Annotated in this window: 15 protein-coding genes and 1 riboswitch; of the genes, 4 read left to right on the top strand and 11 right to left on the bottom strand. The window is 61.9% G+C overall.

Annotated elements, in window-relative coordinates; translation table 11 throughout:
• Window positions 1-14 precede the first annotated feature (14 nt).
• The 9 genes from CUJ84_RS37290 to CUJ84_RS37250 all read right to left on the bottom strand — a co-directional run bounded on the left by CUJ84_RS37290 (window position 15) and on the right by CUJ84_RS37250 (window position 11,691).
• Complete coding sequence (locus CUJ84_RS37290; RefSeq protein WP_105010425.1) at window positions 15-1,646, bottom strand: ABC transporter ATP-binding protein; 1,632 nt, start codon at window positions 1,644-1,646, stop codon at window positions 15-17.
• Complete coding sequence (locus CUJ84_RS37285) at window positions 1,639-2,466, bottom strand: ABC transporter permease (RefSeq protein ID WP_018070709.1); 828 nt, start codon at window positions 2,464-2,466, stop codon at window positions 1,639-1,641. The genes CUJ84_RS37290 and CUJ84_RS37285 overlap by 8 nt, the downstream gene beginning before the upstream one ends.
• A complete protein-coding gene (locus tag CUJ84_RS37280; protein ID WP_105010424.1) occupies window positions 2,463-3,467 on the bottom strand; it encodes an ABC transporter permease in 1,005 nt (334 codons plus the stop codon). The genes CUJ84_RS37285 and CUJ84_RS37280 overlap by 4 nt, the downstream gene beginning before the upstream one ends.
• A gap of 96 nt (window positions 3,468-3,563) precedes the next feature.
• Entirely contained in the window at window positions 3,564-5,153 is a 1,590-nt protein-coding gene (locus tag CUJ84_RS37275) for an ABC transporter substrate-binding protein (RefSeq protein WP_018070711.1), read from the bottom strand.
• 118 nt (window positions 5,154-5,271) lie between these two features.
• Complete coding sequence (locus CUJ84_RS37270) at window positions 5,272-6,054, bottom strand: carnitinyl-CoA dehydratase (RefSeq protein ID WP_105010423.1); 783 nt, start codon at window positions 6,052-6,054, stop codon at window positions 5,272-5,274.
• A 6-nt stretch (window positions 6,055-6,060) separates the two neighbouring features.
• A complete protein-coding gene (locus tag CUJ84_RS37265) occupies window positions 6,061-8,115 on the bottom strand; it encodes an acetate--CoA ligase family protein (RefSeq protein WP_105010422.1) in 2,055 nt (684 codons plus the stop codon).
• A 4-nt stretch (window positions 8,116-8,119) separates the two neighbouring features.
• Window positions 8,120-9,280, bottom strand: coding sequence for an acyl-CoA dehydrogenase family protein (locus tag CUJ84_RS37260; protein WP_105010421.1), 1,161 nt, complete (start codon window positions 9,278-9,280; stop codon window positions 8,120-8,122).
• A 10-nt stretch (window positions 9,281-9,290) separates the two neighbouring features.
• Window positions 9,291-10,781, bottom strand: coding sequence for a carnitine 3-dehydrogenase (locus CUJ84_RS37255; RefSeq protein ID WP_105010420.1), 1,491 nt, complete (start codon window positions 10,779-10,781; stop codon window positions 9,291-9,293).
• 7 nt (window positions 10,782-10,788) lie between these two features.
• Window positions 10,789-11,691 carry a 3-keto-5-aminohexanoate cleavage protein gene (locus CUJ84_RS37250; protein ID WP_105010419.1) on the bottom strand — a complete coding sequence of 301 codons (903 nt, stop codon included), beginning with the start codon at window positions 11,689-11,691 and terminating at the stop codon, window positions 10,789-10,791.
• Window positions 11,692-11,731: 40 nt separating this feature from the next.
• Between CUJ84_RS37250 and CUJ84_RS37245 the strand changes: the two genes are divergently transcribed.
• Window positions 11,732-12,790 (top strand): GlxA family transcriptional regulator, encoded by a 1,059-nt coding sequence (locus tag CUJ84_RS37245; protein WP_105010508.1) that lies wholly within the window; start codon window positions 11,732-11,734, stop codon window positions 12,788-12,790.
• On the opposite strand, the gene CUJ84_RS37240 is transcribed toward CUJ84_RS37245, so the two are convergent.
• Window positions 12,765-13,640: a LysR substrate-binding domain-containing protein gene (locus tag CUJ84_RS37240; RefSeq protein WP_105010418.1), complete on the bottom strand. Its 876-nt coding sequence runs from the start codon at window positions 13,638-13,640 to the stop codon at window positions 12,765-12,767. The two genes, CUJ84_RS37245 and CUJ84_RS37240, sit on opposite strands and share 26 nt — an antisense overlap.
• Window positions 13,641-13,752: 112 nt before the next feature.
• Between CUJ84_RS37240 and CUJ84_RS37235 the strand changes: the two genes are divergently transcribed.
• Window positions 13,753-14,658, top strand: a complete 906-nt coding sequence (locus CUJ84_RS37235) for a DMT family transporter (RefSeq protein ID WP_105010417.1) — start codon at window positions 13,753-13,755, stop codon at window positions 14,656-14,658.
• Between the two features lie 276 nt (window positions 14,659-14,934).
• Window positions 14,935-15,134: riboswitch (cobalamin riboswitch) on the top strand.
• Window positions 15,135-15,354: 220 nt separating this feature from the next.
• The gene (gene fdhA, locus CUJ84_RS37225) at window positions 15,355-16,545 is read left to right on the top strand and encodes a formaldehyde dehydrogenase, glutathione-independent (RefSeq protein ID WP_105010415.1); all 1,191 of its coding nucleotides are present in this window, start codon (window positions 15,355-15,357) and stop codon (window positions 16,543-16,545) included.
• 88 nt (window positions 16,546-16,633) lie between these two features.
• Here the strand turns inward: fdhA and CUJ84_RS37220 are convergent, their stop codons facing one another.
• On the bottom strand, window positions 16,634-17,440 hold the full coding sequence (locus CUJ84_RS37220; protein WP_105010414.1) for a transporter substrate-binding domain-containing protein: 807 nt from the start codon (window positions 17,438-17,440) through the stop codon (window positions 16,634-16,636).
• Window positions 17,441-17,545: 105 nt separating this feature from the next.
• On the opposite strand from CUJ84_RS37220, the gene CUJ84_RS37215 reads away from it, so the two are divergent.
• Window positions 17,546-19,912, top strand: coding sequence for a putative bifunctional diguanylate cyclase/phosphodiesterase (locus tag CUJ84_RS37215; protein ID WP_105010413.1), 2,367 nt, complete (start codon window positions 17,546-17,548; stop codon window positions 19,910-19,912).
• The last annotated feature ends 9 nt before the right edge of the window (window positions 19,913-19,921 follow it).

Raw genomic sequence — 19,921 nt, 5'->3', positions numbered from 1 at the left:
CGGCCCTCGTCAAGTCAGTTACCGGCGCTCTCCATGCGCCGCGTGGCAAGCACCCGTTCCAGCCAGCCGATTTCCATTTCCGGCACGGATTTCAACAGCAGATCGGTGTAGTCGTCAAAGGGCGGCGATAGCGCAGTCGATTTCGGACCGAACCGCACCAGCTTGCCGCGATGCATCACCGCCACGCTGTCGGCAATCGCCCGGACGATGGCGATGTCGTGCGTGATGAAGACATAGGACAGCTGTTCTTCCTCCTGCAGGCGCAGAAGCAGCTTGAGGATACCCTCCGCCACCAGCGGGTCGAGCGCCGAGGTCGGCTCGTCGCAGAGGATGAGTTCGGGCTTGGCGGCAAGCGCTCTTGCGATCGCCACCCGCTGCTTCTGGCCGCCGGAAAGTTCGGCCGGGTAGCGATCGACGAAGCCCTTGCCCATCTCGATCTGGTCGAGCAACTCCTTCACCCTTGCCGTCTTCTCAGCACCCCTCAGGCCATAATAGAAGGTGAGCGGCCGGCCGATGATGTCGCGGACCGTCTGGCGCGGGTTCATCGCGGTATCGGCCATCTGGTAGATCAGCTGGATGCGCCTCAGATCGTCGTTCGGCCGGCTCTTCAGACCCGGCATCAGCGGTTTGCCGTCAAAGACGACGCGCCCGCTGCTCGGCGGCAGGAGGCCGGTAATGACGCGCGCTAGCGTCGATTTGCCCGAACCGGATTCACCGACGACCGCAAGCGTCTGCCCCTTCGGCACGTGCAGCGTGACATCGTGCAGCACCTTGAAACCGTTGGAATATTCGGCACTGACATTTTCCACCTTGAGAAGTGCTGCAGACTGGTCGGCGGCTTCCTCGCGATAGGCCTGCCTGACATTGACGAGGGCGCGCGTATAATCCTCCCGCGGCGCCTCGATGATCTGCTGGACGCTGCCATATTCGACCTGCTTGCCATAACGCAGAACCATGATGTCGTCCGAGATCTGGGCGACGACGGCAAGGTCGTGGGTGATGTAGAGGGCGGCCGTGTGCGTTTCCTCGATGGCATGCTTGATCGCCGCCAGCACGTCGATCTGCGTGGTGACGTCGAGCGCCGTTGTCGGCTCGTCGAAAACGATGAGTTCGGGGTTGGAGCAGAGCGCCATCGCCGTCATCGCCCGCTGCAGCTGGCCACCGGAGACCTGGTGGGGAAAACGCTCGCCGAAGGTTTCGGGATTGGGCAGGCCGAGAACCCCGAACAGATAAAGCGCTCGCGCACGCGCCTTGTCCTTGGTCATCAATCCATGTTTGACCGAAGCTTCGATCACCTGATCGCCGAGCCGATGCGCCGGATTGAAGGCAGCGGCTGCCGACTGCGCGACATAGCAGACCCGCGCGCCGCGGATCTGGCGGATGCCGTTCTTGCCGAGCGCGAGGATATTGTCGCCGTCGAGCAAGACCTCGCCGCCGGTGATTTCGGCGCCGCCCCGGCCATAGGCGAGTGCGGAGAGACCGATCGTCGATTTGCCGGCGCCCGATTCCCCGATCAGGCCGAGAACCTTGCCCTTCTTGAGGTCGAAGGAAACGCCGTCGACGATCGTCACCCGCTTGGGCGGTTCGCCCGGCGGATAGCTCGTTGCTTCGATCTTCAGATTGCGAACGGAAAGAAGCTCAGGCATCGCCGCGCCCTCCCTTGAGGCTGGATGTGCGTTTCAGAAGCCAGTCGACGACGAGGTTGACGCAGACGGCCAGCACGGCAATCGCCGTGCCCGGCACCAGCGCTGCCGAGATGCCGAAGATGATGCCGTCCTTGTTGTCCTTGACCATGCCGCCCCAATCGGCCGCCGGCGGCTGAATGCCGAGGCCGAGGAAGGAGAGCGTCGACAGGAACAGGATCGAGAAGGCGAAGCGCAGCCCGAACTCTGCCAGCAGCGGCGACAGCGTGTTCGGCAGGATCTCGCGGAAGATGATCCAGAGCTTGCCTTCGCCGCGCAGCGTCGCCGCCTCGACGAATTCCATCACGGCGACATCAAGCGCCACCGCACGGCCGAGACGATAGACGCGAGTGGAGTCGAGGATCGCCATGACAAGGATCAGCACGACGATGTTTTGCGGCAGCACCGCAAGAACGACGAGCGCGAAGATCAGCGTCGGGATCGACATCATCAGATCATTGAAGCGTGACAGGACGGTGTCGATAACGCCGCGCGAGACAGCGGCGGTGAAGCTGAGGATGATGCCGAGCGAGAAGGAGATGATGGTGGCCGCGGATGCGACCGTCAGCGTCGTGCGCGCGCCGTAGATCAGGCGCGAGAAGATATCGCGACCGAGATTGTCGAGACCGAAGATATATTGATTATCCGGCAGCTGCCAGACGTCGCCGACGACCTGCGTCTCGCCATAGGGGGCGAGCCAGGGTGCGAAGATTGCGAAGATGAAGGCGATGGCGATACCGGCCATGCCGATCCAGGCGGTGATGGGGATGTCTCTCAATCTCATCGCGGATGCCTCAGCCGGGGATTGGCGATAATCGCGAGGATATCCGCCGTCATATTGAGGAAGATGTAGACGGCGGCGAAGATCAGGCCGCAGGCCTGCACGACCGGCATGTCGCGCACGGTGACCGCATCGACCATATATTGCCCCATGCCGGGATAGACAAAGACCACTTCGACAACGACGACGCCGACCACGAGATAGGCAAGGTTCAGCGCGATGACATTGATGATCGGCGCCAGCGCATTGGGTGCGGCATGCTTGACGATCGCGCGGAAGGCGCTGAGGCCCTTCAGCTCTGCGGTCTCCATGTAAGCGGAGGACATGACGGAGAGGATTGCCGCCCGCGTCATGCGCATCATATGCGCGAGGACGACGAGCACGAGGGTCGCCGTCGGCAGCGCGATCGCCTTCAACCGCTCGACGAAACCCATGCTGTCATAGACGGTCGCCGGAAAGGTGGCCATGCCAAGGTTCACCGCGAAGAAGAGGATCAGCAGGTAGCCGATGAAGAATTCCGGCAGCGAGATCGCCGCAAGCGAAATCACGTTGATGATCTTATCCGGCAGGCGGTTACGGAAATGCACCGACAGCATGCCGAGGCCGACCGCGAGCGGCACGGATATCACCGCTGCGAAACCCGCCAGGAACAGCGAATTGCCGAGGCGCTTGCCGATCTGTTCGCTCACCGAATTCTTGCTGGCCCAGGACGTGCCGAAGTCACCCTGGACGGCGTTGCCGAGCCACTCGACGTAGCGCGTGATGATCGGGCGGTTCAGCCCGAGATCCTCTCGAATATTGGCGACGGCCTGCGGCGTCGCCGACTGGCCGAGATAGGTTGTGGCAAAATCGCCGGGCAAAGCTTCCAGGCCGCCGAAGATCAGGATGGAGACGGCAAAAAGCAGGACGAGGCTGAGCACGAAGCGCTCGAGGATGAGGGCAAGCAGCGGAAAACGCTGCCGGAACCTGAGGCCGGGCAAGATGCTTGGGGCAGGATTGGTCATGGCGAGGACCTCGCGCTAAAACGTCGGGAGGACCGCGGGTTTTCATCCCACGGTCCCGGCTTCGTTAGAGATCGGAGGGGCATACGCCCCTTGCCATCAGGCGTCCAGCCAGACGCGGGTCGCGACGTAGCCGTTCGACATGTCGTTGCCGATGTCGTGGACATAACCCTTCACCTGCTTGGTGGAGGCGTTCACGAAGTCGTTGAACATCGGCAGGATCACCCCACCCTCGTCGCGCACCGTCATCGCCATGGTGCGATACATGTCCTTGCGCTTGGCTTCATCAAGCTCGGAGCGGGCCTGCAGCAGCAGCTTGTCGAAGTCAGGGCGCTTAAACTTGGTGTCGTTCCAGTCCGCCGTCGAGAGATAGGCGGTGGAATACATCTGGTCCTGCGTCGGGCGACCACCCCAGTAGGAGGTCGAGAAGGGCTGGACGTTCCAGACGTTGGTCCAGTAGCCGTCGCCCGGTTCGCGCTTGACCTCGATCTCGATCCCGGCCTTCTTGCAGCTTTCCTGATAGAGGACGGCCGCATCGACGGCGCCGGGGAAGGCGACTTCGGAAGTGCGCAGGAGGACCGAGCCGCTATGGCCCGATTTCTTGAAGTGGAAGGCAGCCTTGTCGGGATCGTAGGTGCGCTGCTCGATGCCTTCGGGGAACAGTGCATAGGTGTTGTTGATCGGGAAATCGTTGCCGACCTTGCCGTAGCCGCCCAGGATCTTCTGCACCATGGTCTCGCGGTCCATGGCGTATTTGAGGGCCAGGCGCAGGTCGTTATTGTCGAACGGCGCCTTGTCGCAGTGCATGATGAAGACATAGTGGCCGCGACCGGCAGTCGAGAGAATCTCGACGTTCGGGGCACGCTTCAAGAGGCTGACGGTCTTCGGGTCAACGCGGTTGATGTAGTGCACCTGGCCGGACGAAAGTGCGGCGATGCGAGCGGTCGCATCATTCATGCCGATGATTTCGATCGAATCGACATAACCTCGGTCGGTGCGCCAGTCGTCCTTGTTTCTTTCAAAGGTGGCGCGGACGCCGGGCTCGAAGCTCGTCATCTTGTAGGGGCCGGTGCCGATCGACGCCAGCGGATCATCGACGCCGCCGTTCGGCTGGATGACCAGATGGTAGTCCGACAGCAGCAGCGGCATGTCGGCATTGCCTTCGCTGAGCGTCAAGACGAGATTGCCGCCGTCGGCCTTGATCTCCTTGATCGAGCCGAGAACACCGAGCGCGCCGGATTCCGACTTCGCATCGGTATGACGCTTCAGCGTCGCAACAACGTCGTCGATCGTCAGTTCCTTGCCATTGTGGAACTTGACGCCCTTGCGGATCTTGAAGGTCCAGGTCGCCGCGTCCTTCGAGGGCTCCCAGGATTCGGCGAGCGCCGGCACGGCAGCACCCGTCAGCGGATCGGACTCGACCAGCATGTCCCCCCAGCAGCGGCCGATGCAGAACATGACCTGCGACAGGAATTTTGCCGGATCGTTGGAATCGGTGGCCGCACCACCTTCGAGGCCGAGCTTCAGGTGGCCGCCGCGCTTCGGTTCGGCAGCTTGCGCACTTTCGGTAAAGAGCTTGTCGGCGACGGCAAGTGTGATGCCCGCCGCCATGGCGCGTCCCATGAATTCGCGGCGGCTGAGCCCGCCGGCGGTGACGCGGCTTGTGAGATATTTCGTATAGTCGTTCATTCCCCAGTTCCTTCTTTATGGTGCGTTGACAGAACTTCCGGGCAGGTCCGCAGGCGGTTTCCTCTCCACCTCCGGTGCCCGCATCATGCGGGAAAACAGTGCGGTTGCTGCCGCCTGGTTATTTTCCTTTCCAAATGGGGCTTCGCTTCTCGGCGAAGGCCCGTGCGCCTTCCAATTGGTCCTCGCTCGAATAGAGCCTGTCGACCGTCGCAAACTGCCGCTTGGTGACCTTGTTCATGGCAGTCTGGAACGTCGAACCCTCCGTTTCGCGCACGATTTCCTTGATGGCCGCATAGACGAGCGGCGGCCCGCTCTCGAGCAGCCGGGCAAGCTCCCATGCTCTCTCCATCAGCCGCTCGGCCGGCAGGACCTCGTTGACGAAACCCCAGCGATGCGCCTCGTGAACGTCGAGCCAGCGCCCGGTCAAAAGCATGTCCATGGCGATGTGGTAGGGGATGCGTTTCGGCAACTTGATGGAAGCCGCATCGGCGACCGTCCCCGAGCGGATTTCCGGCAGGGCAAAGGTCGCATGTTCGGCGGCGAGGATCAGGTCGGTCGACAGCGCGATCTCCAGACCGCCGCCGCAACAGATACCGTTGATCGCTGAGATGACCGGCTTGTTGAGGTCGCGCAGTTCCTGCAGCCCACCGAAGCCGCCGACGCCGTAATCTCCGTCGACCGCATCACCTGATGCGGCCGCCTTGAGATCCCAGCCGGCACAGAAAAATTTCTCGCCGGCGCCCGAGACGATGGCGACACGCAATGCCGGATCGTCGCGGAAATCTCGGAATATCAACCCCAGGGCGCGGCTGGTCGCAAGGTCGATGGCATTCGCCTTCGGCCGGTGGATGACGACTTCGAGTACTCCGCCGTCATGTCGTGTGCGAATGTGGTCGCTCAACCTATGCTACCTCCTCCGCCGTATCAGAGCATCGACTGCGGCAACGCCAAGCCCTTCGGGAAGAACCATCAACGGATTAATGTCCAGTTCCTCCAGGCATGCCGCGTTCCTTACGACATAATCTGCCGCTGCTGAGACAGCACCGACAGCGGCTTCGAGGTCGCCTTTTGGCCGCCCGCGATAGCCATAGATCAATTTTGCAAGCTTGAGACGCGAAATCGCTGCGTGAATGTCAGTTTTCGTCGCCGGAAGGGGCAGGATGATGGAATCTTCAAGCAATTCAACGAAGATTCCGCCGGCTCCAAGCGTGAGCGACAATCCGAAGACAGGGTCGCGGATGGCGCCGACAATGAGCTCGGCAACCGGCGGATCAACCATTTTCTCGACGAGATAACCGGCATTCGGCGGCATTGCCGCCGCCGCATTCGACACCGCCTGAGTATCCTTTAGGTTGAGTGCGACGGCCCCGGCCTCGGTCTTGTGTGCGATGCCGAGCGCTTTCAGCACGACGGGAAAGCCGAGCCGCTCAGCCTGCTCGGCCGCTTGACCGGGAGAGGAGGCCAACAGGCCCTGGGGAGTCGGAAGGCCGAAGGCGGCAAGCTCAGCCTTCGCATCGGCTTCCGTCAACGTCTCGATCTCGCCATCCATAAAGGACACATCGAGCAGCGCCAGGGGAGGCGGGCGATCCCACGCCTGGCCGATGCCGGCGGCAACTTCCGCTGCCGTGATGGTCTCGTCGATACCGCAGAAGGCAATGATGCCATTTGCCATCAGCCGATCGGCGATGGGCTCCGGCATGTTTTCCGGAAGGGTTGCCAGAAGGCCGGCCAACGCACCGGTTGCTGCAGCGGCCGTCATGACCGCGTCTGCCGTCATCGCCCATTCGGACGGATCGCAGCGGTCACCGCGGGGGAAGTCGAGGACGACGAGATTGAGGGCATAGCCGCCCTCGAACATGGCGCTGAAGGCTTCGGTCTGGCGTGCAAGATCACCCCACGCGAATGTGTGGTAATCGAGCGGATTGGACAGCGTCACCATCTCGCCGAGGACCCGCCGCAGACGGGGTAATTGTTGTGGCTGCAGCGCGGGGAATTCCACGTTGCGACCGACGGCGGCATCCGCCATCAGCGAGGCTTCGCCACCGGAACAGCTCATCGACGAGATCGAATGGCTTGCGAGCGGGCCGGCGACATGCAGCAGCTTCAAGGTTTCGAGCAGCGCCGGCAAGGTCTGGACACGGCCAAGGCCGAGGCGGGCGAGCACGGCGTCTGCGACTGCATCGCTGCCGGCGAGCGAGGCGGTATGCGAAACCGCCGCGCGTTTTGCCTGCTCGGATCTGCCGACCTTCAGCACGACGACGGGCTTCCTCGTCCGCCGGGCCATGGCGGCCAGGCGTTCGAGTGCAGAGAGATCGCCGAAGCCTTCGACATGAAGGCCGACCGCCGTGACGCGCGGGTCATCGATCAGTGCGCAGGCGACATCGGCAAGCGATGTCTGGGCCTGGTTGCCGGCCGTCAACACATAGGCGATCGGCACGCCGCGGGTCTGCATGGTCAGGTTGATGGCGATATTCGAAGATTGCGTGAGGATCGCAACGCCACGTTCGATACGCTGCATGCCATGCTGATCGGGCCAGAGCAGCGCACCGTCGAGACCGTTGATCAGCCCGTAGCAATTCGGCCCCAGGATCGGCATGTCGCCGGCTGCGTCCAGCAGGGCCTGCTGCAGCTCGGCGCCGTCGCCGAGTTCCGCCGTCGCCTCGCTGAAACCCGACGCGTAACAGACCGCCCCGCCGGCACCGGCCTCAGAAAGGCTGCGGACAATCTCGACGGTCAGCATCCTGTTGACGCCGACGAAGGCGGCATCCGGCGCCGAAGGCAGATCGGATACGGAGCGATAGCAGGGCCGCCCGAGCACTTCGTCGAGTTTCGGATGGACGGGCCAGATCTCGCCGGCGAAACCCATGCGGTCGCATTGCTCGATCACCCTGCGCGCCTCGCGGCCACCGAAGACGGCGATCGTTTGCGGTCTGAGCAGGCGGTCGAGTGGGCGAGGCGTCATCGGCTCACGCTCCCAAGGGTCGAAGCAGGTCGCGGCTGATGATATGCCGCTGGATTTCGGAGGTGCCGTCCCAGATGCGCTCGACGCGCGCATCGCGCCAGAAGCGGGCGAGCGGCAGGTCGTCCATCAGGCCCATGCCGCCGAAGATCTGGATCGCTTCATCGGTGACCCGGGCCAGCATTTCGGAGGAATAAAGCTTGGCCGAGGCGATCTGCCGGTCTGCGGGAAGGCCGGCATCGAGCCGCCACGCGGCGGCAAGGGTCAGCCAGTCGGCGGCGTCGATTTCGGTAATCATATCGGCGAGCTTGAACGACACGCCCTGATTGGCGCCGATCGGCTTGCCGAACTGCTTGCGCTCGGCGGCATAGGGCAGCGTCATGTCGAAGACGCGCCGCGCCCGGCCGACGCAGGTGGCGGCAACCGTCAGCCGCGTGCCGTAGAGCCATTGATTGGCAATATCGAAGCCGCGATGCACCTCGCCCAGCACTTGGGCTTCGGGAATCCGGCAATCCTCGAAGCTGAGCGTTGAGTTGTGGTAGCCGCGATGCGAAACGGAATCGTAGCCCTTGAGGATCTCGAAACCCGGCGTGCCACGATCCACCAGGAAGGCGGTGATCTTCTTCTTGATACCTTTCGGCGTTTCCTCCTCGCCCGTCGCGGCAAAGACAATGACGAAATCGGCGACATCGGCATGGGAGATGAAATGTTTGGTGCCGTTGAGGACGAAATCGCTGCCGTCGCGGCGGGCGGCGCATTTCATGCCGCGCATATCAGAACCGGCGTCCGGCTCGGTGATGGCGAGCGCATCGATCTTCTCGCCGCGCACCGCAGGCAGGAGATAGCGCTCACGCTGCTCGCCCTCGCAGGCCATCAGGATGCCGGATGGCCGGCCGAAGAAAACCGTCAGCCCGAGGGAACCGCGTCCAAGCTCCCGTTCGACCAGCGTGAAGGTGACATGGTCGAGGCCGGCGCCGCCGACTTCTTCCGGGAAATTGCAGGCGTAGAAGCCAAGATCGATGCTTTTGCGCCGGATCTCGTCTCCGAGCTCCGGCGGGACGATGCCGCTGCGCTCGACCTCGTTTTCATGCGGATAGATTTCGGTTTCGACGAAGGCGCGGACCGTCTCGACGATCATTTCCTGTTCTTCGCTCAGTCCGAAATTCATGCCGATCCTCCTACCGTTTCTGGCCGACGTGACGGCCGACGCCTTCAGGCGCGGCCAAATTCGCATGCGCTTCGGCAATCGCCTTGACCTTGTCGAGAATGACGGCCGGCGCCGGCGTGGCCTTGCCGGCCTTGCTGTCGACATGCAGCAACATGTGCTCGGCGGTTGCCAGAGCTTCCCCCGTCGCCGTGTCATACAGGGTGTGGAAGACATGCAGCCGCTTGTCGTCGACACCAAGGATCTGGCAGGTCGAATGGATCGCCTGGCCGAGCTTTGCCTCGCCGAGATGGCGGATGTGGGTTTCCACCGTGTAATAGCTCCGCCCCGCCTCGACATAGGCGAGATCGACGCCGATGAGGCGCAGCAATGCGTCTGATGTATCGCCGAAAACCTGCAGGTAGCGGTGCTCGGTCATATGGCCGTTATAGTCGACCCAGGCGGGGCCGACCTTCGTCTCGACGAGCTTCAGCGGCTTCGACGGATCGAAAGACGTGGCCGCCCTGCCGCCTTGCGCCCAGAGCGATTGTTCGAAGTCCTTCAGCAGCTTGCCGGCGCCCCAGCCCTTGCCGCCATCGCCGCCCTTGAGGGCCTGCAGGATGCCAACGAGGTTTTCGTCGCGGATGCGTTCAAGCTCGCGGATCGACAGGCCGGCCGCCTGTTCGTCAGATTGCTGGCCGATCTTTTCGATCAGCGCATCGTCGAGATCGACGACATCGGTGAGCTTGGTCCAGGGCCAGGCGAGGCATGGACCGAACTGGGCAAGGAAGTGACGCATGCCGGCCTCGCCGCCGGCAATGCGGTAGGTCTGGAACAGGCCCATCTGCGCCCAGCGCAGGCCGAAGGAGTAGCGGATGACGTCATCAAGCGTCTCGACGGTGCAAATATCGTCGTGGATGAGCCACAAGGCCTCGCGCCAGAGCGCTTCGAGCAGCCGGTCGCCGACAAAGGCCTCGATCTCCTTGGCGATGTGGACGCCCTTCATGCCGATCGGCGCCAGTCTTTCCATCGCCGCCCGGATGGTCGCCGCCGAGGTTTTTTCGCCACCGACGATTTCGACGAGCGGCAAGAGATAGACGGGATTATAGGGGTGGGCGACGAAGAGGCGTTCGGGATGCGTCATGTCGCGCTGCAGATCGGTCGGCAGCAGGCCTGAGGTGGAAGAGCCGATCAGGGCGTCCGGGCGCGCCACAGCATCGATCTCAGTCAGGACGCGGCGCTTGAGGTCGAGCCTTTCCGGCACGCTTTCCTGAATCCAGTCGGCGCCGGCGACAGCCTCTTCCAGCGTCTTGCAGAAAGTCAGCCTGCCGCGCGGCGGCAGGGGCGCACCTGTCAGCATGGCATAGGCTTTTTCGGCATTGGCGAGCACTTCGCCGACGATACGGCCCGCCTCCGGATGCGGATCGAACACATCAACGTCGATGCCGGCCAGCAGAAAACGCGCGATCCATCCCCCGCCAATGACGCCGCCGCCGATACAAGCCGCCTTGTTGATCCCTGTCATGCCGTCCTCAGCGCTTCGTCAGTTTGAGTTTCTTGCGAACGTCTTCCGGGCCGATGATCCGGGCACCCATGCCCTCGACCACCTGCACGGCCTTTTCGACGAGCTGCGCATTGGTGGCGAGCTGGCCCTTGCCGACAAAGAGATTGTCCTCCAGGCCGACGCGCACGTTGCCACCGGCCAGAACGGCTGCCGCCGGATAGGCCATGGCGTTACGGCCGATCGAAAAGGCCGAGAAGGTCCAGCTCTCAGGCACGTTGTTGACCATCGCCATGAAGGTGTTGAGATCATCGGGCGCACCCCACGGAATGCCCATGCAGAGCTGGATCAGCACCGGGTCTTCGATCAGGCCTTCCGCGGCAAGCTGCTTGGCAAACCAGAGGTGGCCGGTGTCGAAGGCCTCGATCTCGGGGCGGACGCCGAGATCGGTCATCTTCTTTGCCATGGCCCGCAGCATGGCCGGCGTGTTGGTCATGACATAGTCGCCGAGGTTGAAGTTCATCGTGCCGCAGTCGAGCGTGCAGATCTCAGGCAGGCACTCGGCGACATGGCTGACGCGCTCGGTGGCGCCCGCCATATCCGTGCCCTTGGGGTTGAGGGGAAGAGGACTTTCGACGTCCCCGAAGATCAGGTCCCCGCCCATGCCGGCGGTGAGATTGAGGACGACGTCGACATCGGCCGAGCGGATGCGGTCGGTGACTTCCCTGTAGAGATCGTTGCGGCGGCTGGCGGCACCCGTTTCCGGATCGCGGACATGGCAGTGAACGACCGCCGCACCGGCCTTTGCCGCGTCGATGGCGGAATCGGCAATCTGCTTGGGAGTGATCGGCACGTGGCTGGATTTGGAAACCGTATCGCCGGCGCCGGTGACGGCGCAGGTGATGAAAACATCGCGGTTCATCGCAAGAGGCATGCTTTTGTTCTCCCTCGTCTTGTCAGCATTACGCGACAGGATGGATGGCGATGCGTTGCAATTTCGGAAGCAATCGATACATTATTGGAACTCAAGGGAGGTGGCTTTGCTGCAGCGATCGACGGAACGGCTCGATATCGACCTTCTCGTCCTGCCGGACGCGAACCTGATCCTGATCGCCTCGGTTATCGAGCCGCTGCGTGGTGCCAACCGCATTTCCGGCAGCGAACTCTATCGTTGGCGGCTGCTCACGCCGGACGGAGCACCGGTCCCGACCACCAGCAATATCGCCGTGCCTGCGCAAGGCGCTTTCAAGGCGACGACCGAGGATACGCCGCTGTTCGTGCTTGCCAGCTACAACTGGCGCCGAAGTGCTACGCCGGCGCTCAAGATGCAGCTCTCCCAGGCCGCCCGCTATCGCACGATGATTGCCGGCATCGAGTCCGGCACCTGGCTGCTGGCGGAGGCAAGCCTGCTCGACGGACTGCCGGCGACCGTCCACTGGGAGGATTACGAGGATTTTGCGCTGGCCTATCCTGAGGTGCGGGCCGTCAAGGATCGTTTCGTCATCGACGGCAAGAGGCTGACGACCTCCGGTTCGCTTCCGACCGTCGATCTGATGCTGGAGGTGATCCGGCAACGGCAGGGTTATTCGCTGGCGCTCGAGGTCAGCCGGCTGTTTCGTTACGAGCAGCCTTCATTCCACGCCGAGGAGTCGCTTTCCGCAGCCTCAGCTGGCCTGCGCATGCACGATCCCCGCGTGGCGCAGGCGGTGCGACTGATGGAGGAGCATATCGAGCAGCCTCTGATTCTCACGCGCCTCGCCCGCAGGGTGGGCATCAGCGCCCGGCATCTGCAGGATCTCTTCCAGCAGAGCATCGGCGCACCGCCGCATGTGCATTATCTCGCTCTGCGGCTGAATGCGGCGCGCCGCAGGGTAATCGAGACGACCGCCTCTTTCGCCGACATAGCGGCCGCGACCGGCTTCAATTCGGCCTCTGCCTTTGCGAGAAGCTACCGGGCGAGTTTTTCCGAGAGCCCGTCGGAGACCCGGCGCCGTTTGCGCCGCCGCATCACACCATCGGGGGCGCCGACATAGGCTGGAACGCGTCCCGCACCATGTCGGCAAGTTCGCGCACGGCCTCGCTGGAACGATAGGTGCTCCGGCGGAGCACGACCTTCGAGGAATCGACCGGCGGAAAACCGTCTTCGGCGGTGAGCTCCCGGCAGCCGGGCGGGATGTTGCTGCGGGACAGCGTAGTGACGGCAAGACCTGCGGTCACGGCGTTCTTCAGCCCCGAGCCCGTATCGGCGATGAATGCGATCCGATAGTTGCGGCCGATCTGCTCCAGCGACCGGAGCGCATAATCGCGGCACCAGGTGGAGTTGCGATAGGTCGCAATAGGCAGGGGATCGATGTCGTGCAGCCGGTGGACCATCGAGGTGACCCAGACTGTGGGATCAATGCACAGGACCTCGCCTTTCGCCTGGTCGCTCCAGTCGAAAACCACGGCCAGATCGAGCTCGCCCCGTTCGAGGGCGGCCATGTTGCGGACGGTATAGTCGCAGGACACCGTGACTTCGACGGCGGGGTGCCGTACGGCAAAAGCCGCTAGGGCTGCCGGCAGCACCGTCTGGCTGTATTCCTCGGGAATTCCGATGTGCACCGGCCCATCCAGCGGCTTGCTGCGGATCGTCGCGGCAGCCTCGCTTAAGAGATCGATGACCCTGCGGGCATAGGGCACGAGCTGTATGCCCGGGCGCGTGAGCAGCACGCCGCGGGCGCCCCGTTCGAAGAGAGTTTCGCCGATCGTCTCCTCGAGCCTCTTGATCTGGCTGCTGACGGCCGATTGCGTCCGCCCGATGCGCTGGGCAGCCGTGGAGAAATTGGAGGTCTCGGTAACGACCAGGAAGGTTCTCAGCAGGTCGCTCTCAATCGGCTCGTGCATGGGATAGCCATAGAAAAAATCGATGACAGCTATCTCTACTATTCGTTTGTCTGATGTCAATTCTTGGCGCAGAAAAGAGCGGCGTTCGACTTCCTTCTTTGAGAATATCTGCGTGACCATTGAAAATCCGGCCAGACGCCTCGCAGGCAGCGAGCACGAGAAGGGTGTGTTTCTCATCGTTGCCGCGACACTTGCCTGGAGCGCGAGTGGCGTCTATTCGCGGCTCCTGACGACCGACGTATGGACGGCGATCGCCTGGCGGTCGTTGTTCGGCGGCCTGTTTCTGCTGATCCCCTGCCTTTTCCTCGAAGGGGGCATCTCACGGCAGCAATGGCGATCCGTCTTCCATCCCACAGGTCTTGCCATGATCGCATGCCAGACCTTCAGTCAGGTATGCTTCATCGGGGCGCTATACATGACCACCGTCGCCAATGTGACGATGATCTATGCGACCGCGCCTTTCATCGCAGCGTTGCTCGGCTGGTTCATCCTCAGGGAGAGGGTCTCCAGGCGGACGCTGATTGCCGGCGGCATCTCGCTCTTCGGCGTTGCGGTCATCGTCGCCTCGTCGATCGGCGGCGGCACTGGTTGGGGCGATCTGATGGCGCTCGGCATGACCGCGTCCTTCGCGCTCGTCATCATCATTCCGCGCATCAATCCCGGCGTGCCGAGCCTGCCGCCGACCGTGGTCAGCGCCTTCCTGACGCTTGCCATCTTTGCCCCGTTCGGTTCAGTCGGCTCGCTCGACCTGCATAACTGGATCGTTCTCGCCGCCTTCGGTGCGACCAATTTCTCCCTGGCGCTCGTGCTCTTCCTTGCCGGGGCGAAACGAATGCCGCCGGCGGAAGCGGCGCTGATCGGCACGATGGAAATCGTGCTCACGCCCTTCTGGGTCTGGTTGTTGTTTTCCGAGCAGCCGCCCGTCGCCACTTTTTTCGGCGGTGCGATCATCCTTGGCGCCGTGCTCTGGCACACGGCCATCGACGTCAACCGCAGCCGCCGGCCGCATCGCACCTAAAGCGCGTCGCGATCTTTCAGATTCGCTGATCGCGCTTTAGGTCTTTGTTGTTACGCATGTCGTTGTCGCAAAACCGCTGCACAGTTTTGCACGACATGCTTTAGGCTTGCCATCTCGAGGCAGCGGCAATCAAATCTTCCCCCGACGATCCGGAAAACCGCCGTATTCGCGGGATCATTATTTCTCCCACGTAGCGAGCCATTGCGACTTTGCCGACTGTCGTCTTTGAGTTGCGCCCATGTCGTTTTCTTGATCGCTGTTTTACGTCAGGCATGGTTTGCTTGTGGTGTTCAAGGCGCTATCTCGCAAACTGGCGAAATGGACCATTGGGACGCTGGCCTGACGCCGGCGCTGCCCCGCAGCGGTAGAAGAACTGAAATCCTCAAGGAAATCGCCGGATAGACATCCGGAAAGATATCGAGATGGATCGAAAGGAGATTCTGGAGCCGGAAACCAGCTCTTGGCACAGCAAATCGACGGATTGCGGCAGACGGTCACGAGCGGAACGACAGGCGAAAACCATGGCGTTCACTCATCTTCTCATCCAATCTGTCCGTTTTGAAAATTCGAATATCGCCCGGTGCGGCGGTATCCTGTGTTGTGGACACCGGACTGCAGAGGAGGCAGGCCGGAGGGAAGCCTGCCATCGACTGCATCGGTTGCAGATCGAGGCATTCAAACAAGTGGGAGGAATTCATGAGCAACAATAGAGGCGTCGTCTATCTCCGGCCGGGCAAGGTCGAAGTTCGCGACATCGACGACCCGAAGCTGGAAGCGCCCGACGGCCGCCGCATCGAACACGGCGTGATTTTGAAGGTGATATCGACCAATATCTGCGGCTCCGATCAGCACATGGTCCGCGGCCGCACGACGGCGATGCCGGGCCTGGTCCTCGGTCATGAAATCACCGGCGAGATCATCGAGAAAGGCATCGACGTCGAGATGCTCGACATCGGCGATATCGTCTCGGTGCCCTTCAATGTCGCCTGCGGCCGTTGCCGCTGCTGCAAGTCTCAGGATACCGGTGTCTGCCTGACGGTAAACCCGGCCCGCGCCGGCGGTGCTTACGGTTATGTCGACATGGGCGGCTGGATCGGCGGACAGGCGCGCTACGTCACCATTCCCTACGCAGATTTCAACCTGCTGAAAATCCCTGATCGGGACAAGGCAATGGCGAAGATCCGGGATCTCACCATGCTCTCCGACATTCTGCCCACCGGCTTCCATGGCGCAGTGCGTGCAGGTGTTGGCGTCGGCTCGACCGTCTACGTGGCAGGCGCCGGCCCTGTCGGCCTTGCCGCTGCGGCTTCGGCTCGCATTCTCGGCGCTGCTGTCGTGATGGTCGGTGATTTCAACAAGGACCGTCTGGCGCATGCGGCGAAAGTCGGTTTTGAACCGATCGACCTGTCGAAGAGTGACCGTCTCGGCGACATGATCGCGCAGGTCGTCGGCAGCAACGAGGTGGACAGCGCCATCGATGCGGTCGGCTTCGAGGCACGCGGCCATTCGGGTGGGGAACAGCCGGCGATCGTCCTCAACCAGATGATGGAGATTACCCGTGCCGCGGGTTCGATCGGCATTCCCGGCCTCTATGTTACCGAGGATCCGGGTGCCGTCGACAATGCCGCCAAGCACGGCAATCTGTCGCTCCGCTTCGGCCTCGGATGGGCCAAGGCGCAGTCCTTCCACACCGGCCAGACTCCGGTGATCAAATATAATCGCCAGCTCATGCAGGCGATCCTCCACGACCGGCTGCCGATTGCCGATATCGTCAACGCCAAGGTCATCCCACTCGACGATGCCGCCGCTGGATATGAGAGTTTCGACCATGGAGCGGCGACGAAATATGTCCTCGATCCGCACGGAGAGGTCGCGAAGGCCGCGTAGCGACTACGACCGAGGACCTTACCTGATAGGAATGGCCGGCGGAAAGCCGGCCATTCCGCATTCACCACATGACAATTTGAGTGACGAATTACTGGATGCTGAACGGGAAATATTTTGCGTTGATCATGTCGTAGGTCCCGTCCGCCTTGATGCTCTTCAACGCTTCGTTCAAGCGTGTCAGACGCTCCTTGTCATCCAGGCGCAGCGCGATGCCGGCACCCTCACCAAAATATGTGATGTCGACCAGATCCGGCCCCTTGAACTCGCAGCAGCTTCCGGCCTTGGTGTTGGCAATCCAGTCGTAGATGGCGAGTTTATCCTCGAGGATAATGTCGACGCTCCCATCCGCCAGCCCCTTGTACAATTCGGGCGAAGACCGGAAAATCGTCTTCTTCATTTCCGGATAAAGATGGTTGGCATAGGATTCCTGCGCTGTCGACGACGTCACTCCAAGAACTTTGCCGCTGAGGGCGGCGGGGCTGACGTCACTGATCGACGAATCCTTCCGGGCGATGAACACCGACGGGCTGTTGTAGTATTTTTCAGTGAAGGCAACCTTCTGACGCCGCTCAAGGCTCATCGACATGGATGAGATGATCGCGTCGTATTTGTCGGCAACGAGATCAGGGATGATGTCGTCCCACTTCTCGATGATAAATTGGCATTCGAACTTGCCAACCTCGCACAGCGCATTGGCAATATCGATATCGAAGCCCTGAAGCTTGTTATTCGCATCGAGATAGTTGAAGGGCGGAAATGCACCTTCGACAGCAATTCTCATCGGCATGCGATCCTGCGCAGCCACCTGGAGCGGCAAGGTCGCAGCCAGCAAGGCACCCATCCCGCCCGCCATCAGGGCTCCGCGCACTATAGTCTGAATGGATCTGCGCAACATCGTCGGGAGCTCCTTGGGGCGTATTCGATCTCGCCCCATACTGCGCCGCAGCTTTTAATTCTACGTGAACGCTTCTTTGTTAACGTCGGCCAATGCGCCCGTGTCGTGGTGTTCAGGGGTCTAGGCTTGCAGATCGTTCTTCCTTCCAGCTCCAAGACGTTTCAGCAATCCTGGATTGCTTCGGGAAGAATTCTGTTTCTGATTGCCGTCAGCGGGCTTGGAGCGATCGGACTTGTTGTACTCTCGGCGCTCTGGGCAGGAACCGAAAGCGATGCTGCCGCCCTTGATCGACAGCGCCAGCTTGTGAATGCCCGCCTGCGGGAACAGGTCGATCAAGTCGCCCATGTCATCGGCCAGTTCGGCAACGGCTATCTCACACGTGTTTATCCGGCTGCCCGGTCAAGCGGAGGTTCCTCCAGCCTCGATGCGGTTCTGACGGCGGCGGCCGGGAGTGCGATCAGCCAGACCGCAATGTCCGCCTTCGGCTACGATCAGGCTTTTGTCGTCGACGAGAAGGCGCAACTGCTCATGCTGGCGGACGCCCAAACGGAAAAGCGTTACCGCTGGATGAGGCCTCTCTTTCTGCCTCTGCTTCAGGATGCCCGCCTTGGGGTGAGACAAGGCACGGTTTCCAACGAACGAACGCCGTCCTCGATGGAAAGCCGCCTTGCGAGCCCAGGACGTTCCAACACTGCGCTCGCCAATCTGATGCGGCTGGAAGGTCGGCCGACGATCGTCGGCGTCGTCGCCATCAACGAACCCGATGAGGGGCAACGGCAGACGATGCGGCAATTCCTGATCGTCGTGCGTTTTATCGATGGTGCGGCGCTGGACGAATTGAGCCGGCAACAGGGCCTCAACGGCGCCCGCTTCGCGCGCACGGCCGATGCAGACGAAAACGAGGTTGCGTTCCAGATTGACGCCACGGCAAATGGCGAACCGATCGGCTTCATCGTATGGCGGCCCGATCTTCCAGGCTCGAGAGTGATCGGCCGATTGATGCCGGCGCTTTCGATAGCCGCCTTGGTGATCGCGATCCTGTTCTCGGTCCTGTTGGTGCGCCTGCGAAGCAGTCTCGGCGAGTTGAGGAAAAGCGAGCTGCATGCAAGACAGCTTGCCTTGCATGACGTGCTCACGAGCCTTCCCAACCGCGCTTTGTTCGCGATGAGGTTCGACGAGTGCCTGGCCGAGACGAAGAATTCGGCCGAGCGCTCGGCAGTCGCGCTTCTCGATCTCGACCGCTTCAAGGCTGTGAACGACACGTTCGGCCATGCCGCCGGCGATGAACTCATCAGGATGGCTGCGGAGCGGATCCATTCCCTGCTTCGTCCGGGCGACACGCTTGCCCGGCTTGGAGGAGACGAATTTGCCCTGCTTCTCCGGGACATCAAAGATCATGATCACGTTCTGCCGGCAATATGCGACGCGATCGTTGCCGAACTTGGCAAGCCCTTCCCGCTTTTGAGGGGCGAGGCGATCGCACGGGTCGGCGGCTCGATCGGCGTGACCGTCGTGCCGGACGCCGGACGGAATGCCGATGACATCATGCGTTACGCCGACGTCGCGCTGTATGAGGCAAAGATGGGCGGGAGAGGGCAGTGGCGCGTCTATTCACCGTCGATGGACGGCGGCCGGAATGCGCGCGACATTCTCAAGAACGAATTGCGGGAGGTTCTGGCCAAAGGCACGGCCTCAGCCGCTGACGGTCCACAATCCGATCCGATTGCGAACAGGCCGGACTTCGGATCGCTCGAAGTCTATTACCAAACGGTGCATCGCGCCGAGGGCGGCGGATACCCGGCGTCGGGCGCGGAGGCTCTCGTGCGTTGGCGTCACAGTCAGCGCGGACTATTGACGCCTGCCAGCTTCATCCCTGTCGCCGAGGAGGGCGGCCTCATCGACGCTCTCGGTTTCTGGGTGTTGCGCGAAGCCTGCAGAGCCGCCTGCAAATGGCCGGAAGACACATTTGTTGCGGTCAACGTGTCTCCTGCCCAGTTGAGAAGACCAAATTTTGCCGACGAAGTCTTCGCCGTGCTGCAGGAGAGCGGCCTGCCGCCGTCCCGGCTCGAGCTCGAGCTCACGGAGTCCTCGCTGATCGAGGATAATTCGGACGTCTATACGGTGCTGAAGTCGCTGCGCAGCCGGGGTGTTCAGATTTCGCTGGATGATTTCGGAACCGGCTTTTCATGCCTCAGCCATCTCCTGCGCTTCGATATCGACCGCATCAAGATCGATCGTTCGTTCGTCTCACAGCTCGGCACAAAAGCCAACGGGGCGGCCATCATTGGCGCCATTGTCGCGCTCAGCCGCAACCTCGGTATCTCGACAACGGCGGAAGGGGTCGAAACCGAATATCAACGCGACTTTCTGGCCGCCCTCGGCTGCACCGACCTCCAGGGCTACTACTTCTCCAAACCGGTTCCTCTTCGCGAACTTGATTGTTTCCGGACAGCTGAGAGCGCTGTCGCCTGAGAGGCTTTT

The sequence above is a fragment of the Rhizobium leguminosarum genome (genome assembly GCF_002953715.1).
GTDB classification, from domain to species: domain Bacteria; phylum Pseudomonadota; class Alphaproteobacteria; order Rhizobiales; family Rhizobiaceae; genus Rhizobium; species Rhizobium leguminosarum_V.
This window is presented reverse-complemented; position numbering and strand designations above follow the sequence as displayed.

Bases quoted from the DNA above. Each gene is read 5' to 3' on its own strand.
- CUJ84_RS37255 (WP_105010420.1), bottom strand. From the start codon at position 10,781: ATGACAGGGATCAACAAGGCGGCTTGTATCGGCGGCGGCGTCATTGGC.
- fdhA (WP_105010415.1), top strand. From the start codon at position 15,355: ATGAGCAACAATAGAGGCGTCGTCTATCTCCGGCCGGGCAAGGTCGAA.
- CUJ84_RS37245 (WP_105010508.1), top strand. From the start codon at position 11,732: ATGGATGGCGATGCGTTGCAATTTCGGAAGCAATCGATACATTATTGG.
- CUJ84_RS37260 (WP_105010421.1), bottom strand. From the start codon at position 9,280: ATGAATTTCGGACTGAGCGAAGAACAGGAAATGATCGTCGAGACGGTC.
- CUJ84_RS37290 (WP_105010425.1), bottom strand. From the start codon at position 1,646: ATGCCTGAGCTTCTTTCCGTTCGCAATCTGAAGATCGAAGCAACGAGC.
- CUJ84_RS37265 (WP_105010422.1), bottom strand. From the start codon at position 8,115: ATGACGCCTCGCCCACTCGACCGCCTGCTCAGACCGCAAACGATCGCC.
- CUJ84_RS37240 (WP_105010418.1), bottom strand. From the start codon at position 13,640: ATGCACGAGCCGATTGAGAGCGACCTGCTGAGAACCTTCCTGGTCGTT.
- CUJ84_RS37250 (WP_105010419.1), bottom strand. From the start codon at position 11,691: ATGCCTCTTGCGATGAACCGCGATGTTTTCATCACCTGCGCCGTCACC.
- CUJ84_RS37285 (WP_018070709.1), bottom strand. From the start codon at position 2,466: ATGAGATTGAGAGACATCCCCATCACCGCCTGGATCGGCATGGCCGGT.
- CUJ84_RS37280 (WP_105010424.1), bottom strand. From the start codon at position 3,467: ATGACCAATCCTGCCCCAAGCATCTTGCCCGGCCTCAGGTTCCGGCAG.
- CUJ84_RS37275 (WP_018070711.1), bottom strand. From the start codon at position 5,153: ATGAACGACTATACGAAATATCTCACAAGCCGCGTCACCGCCGGCGGG.
- CUJ84_RS37220 (WP_105010414.1), bottom strand. From the start codon at position 17,440: ATGTTGCGCAGATCCATTCAGACTATAGTGCGCGGAGCCCTGATGGCG.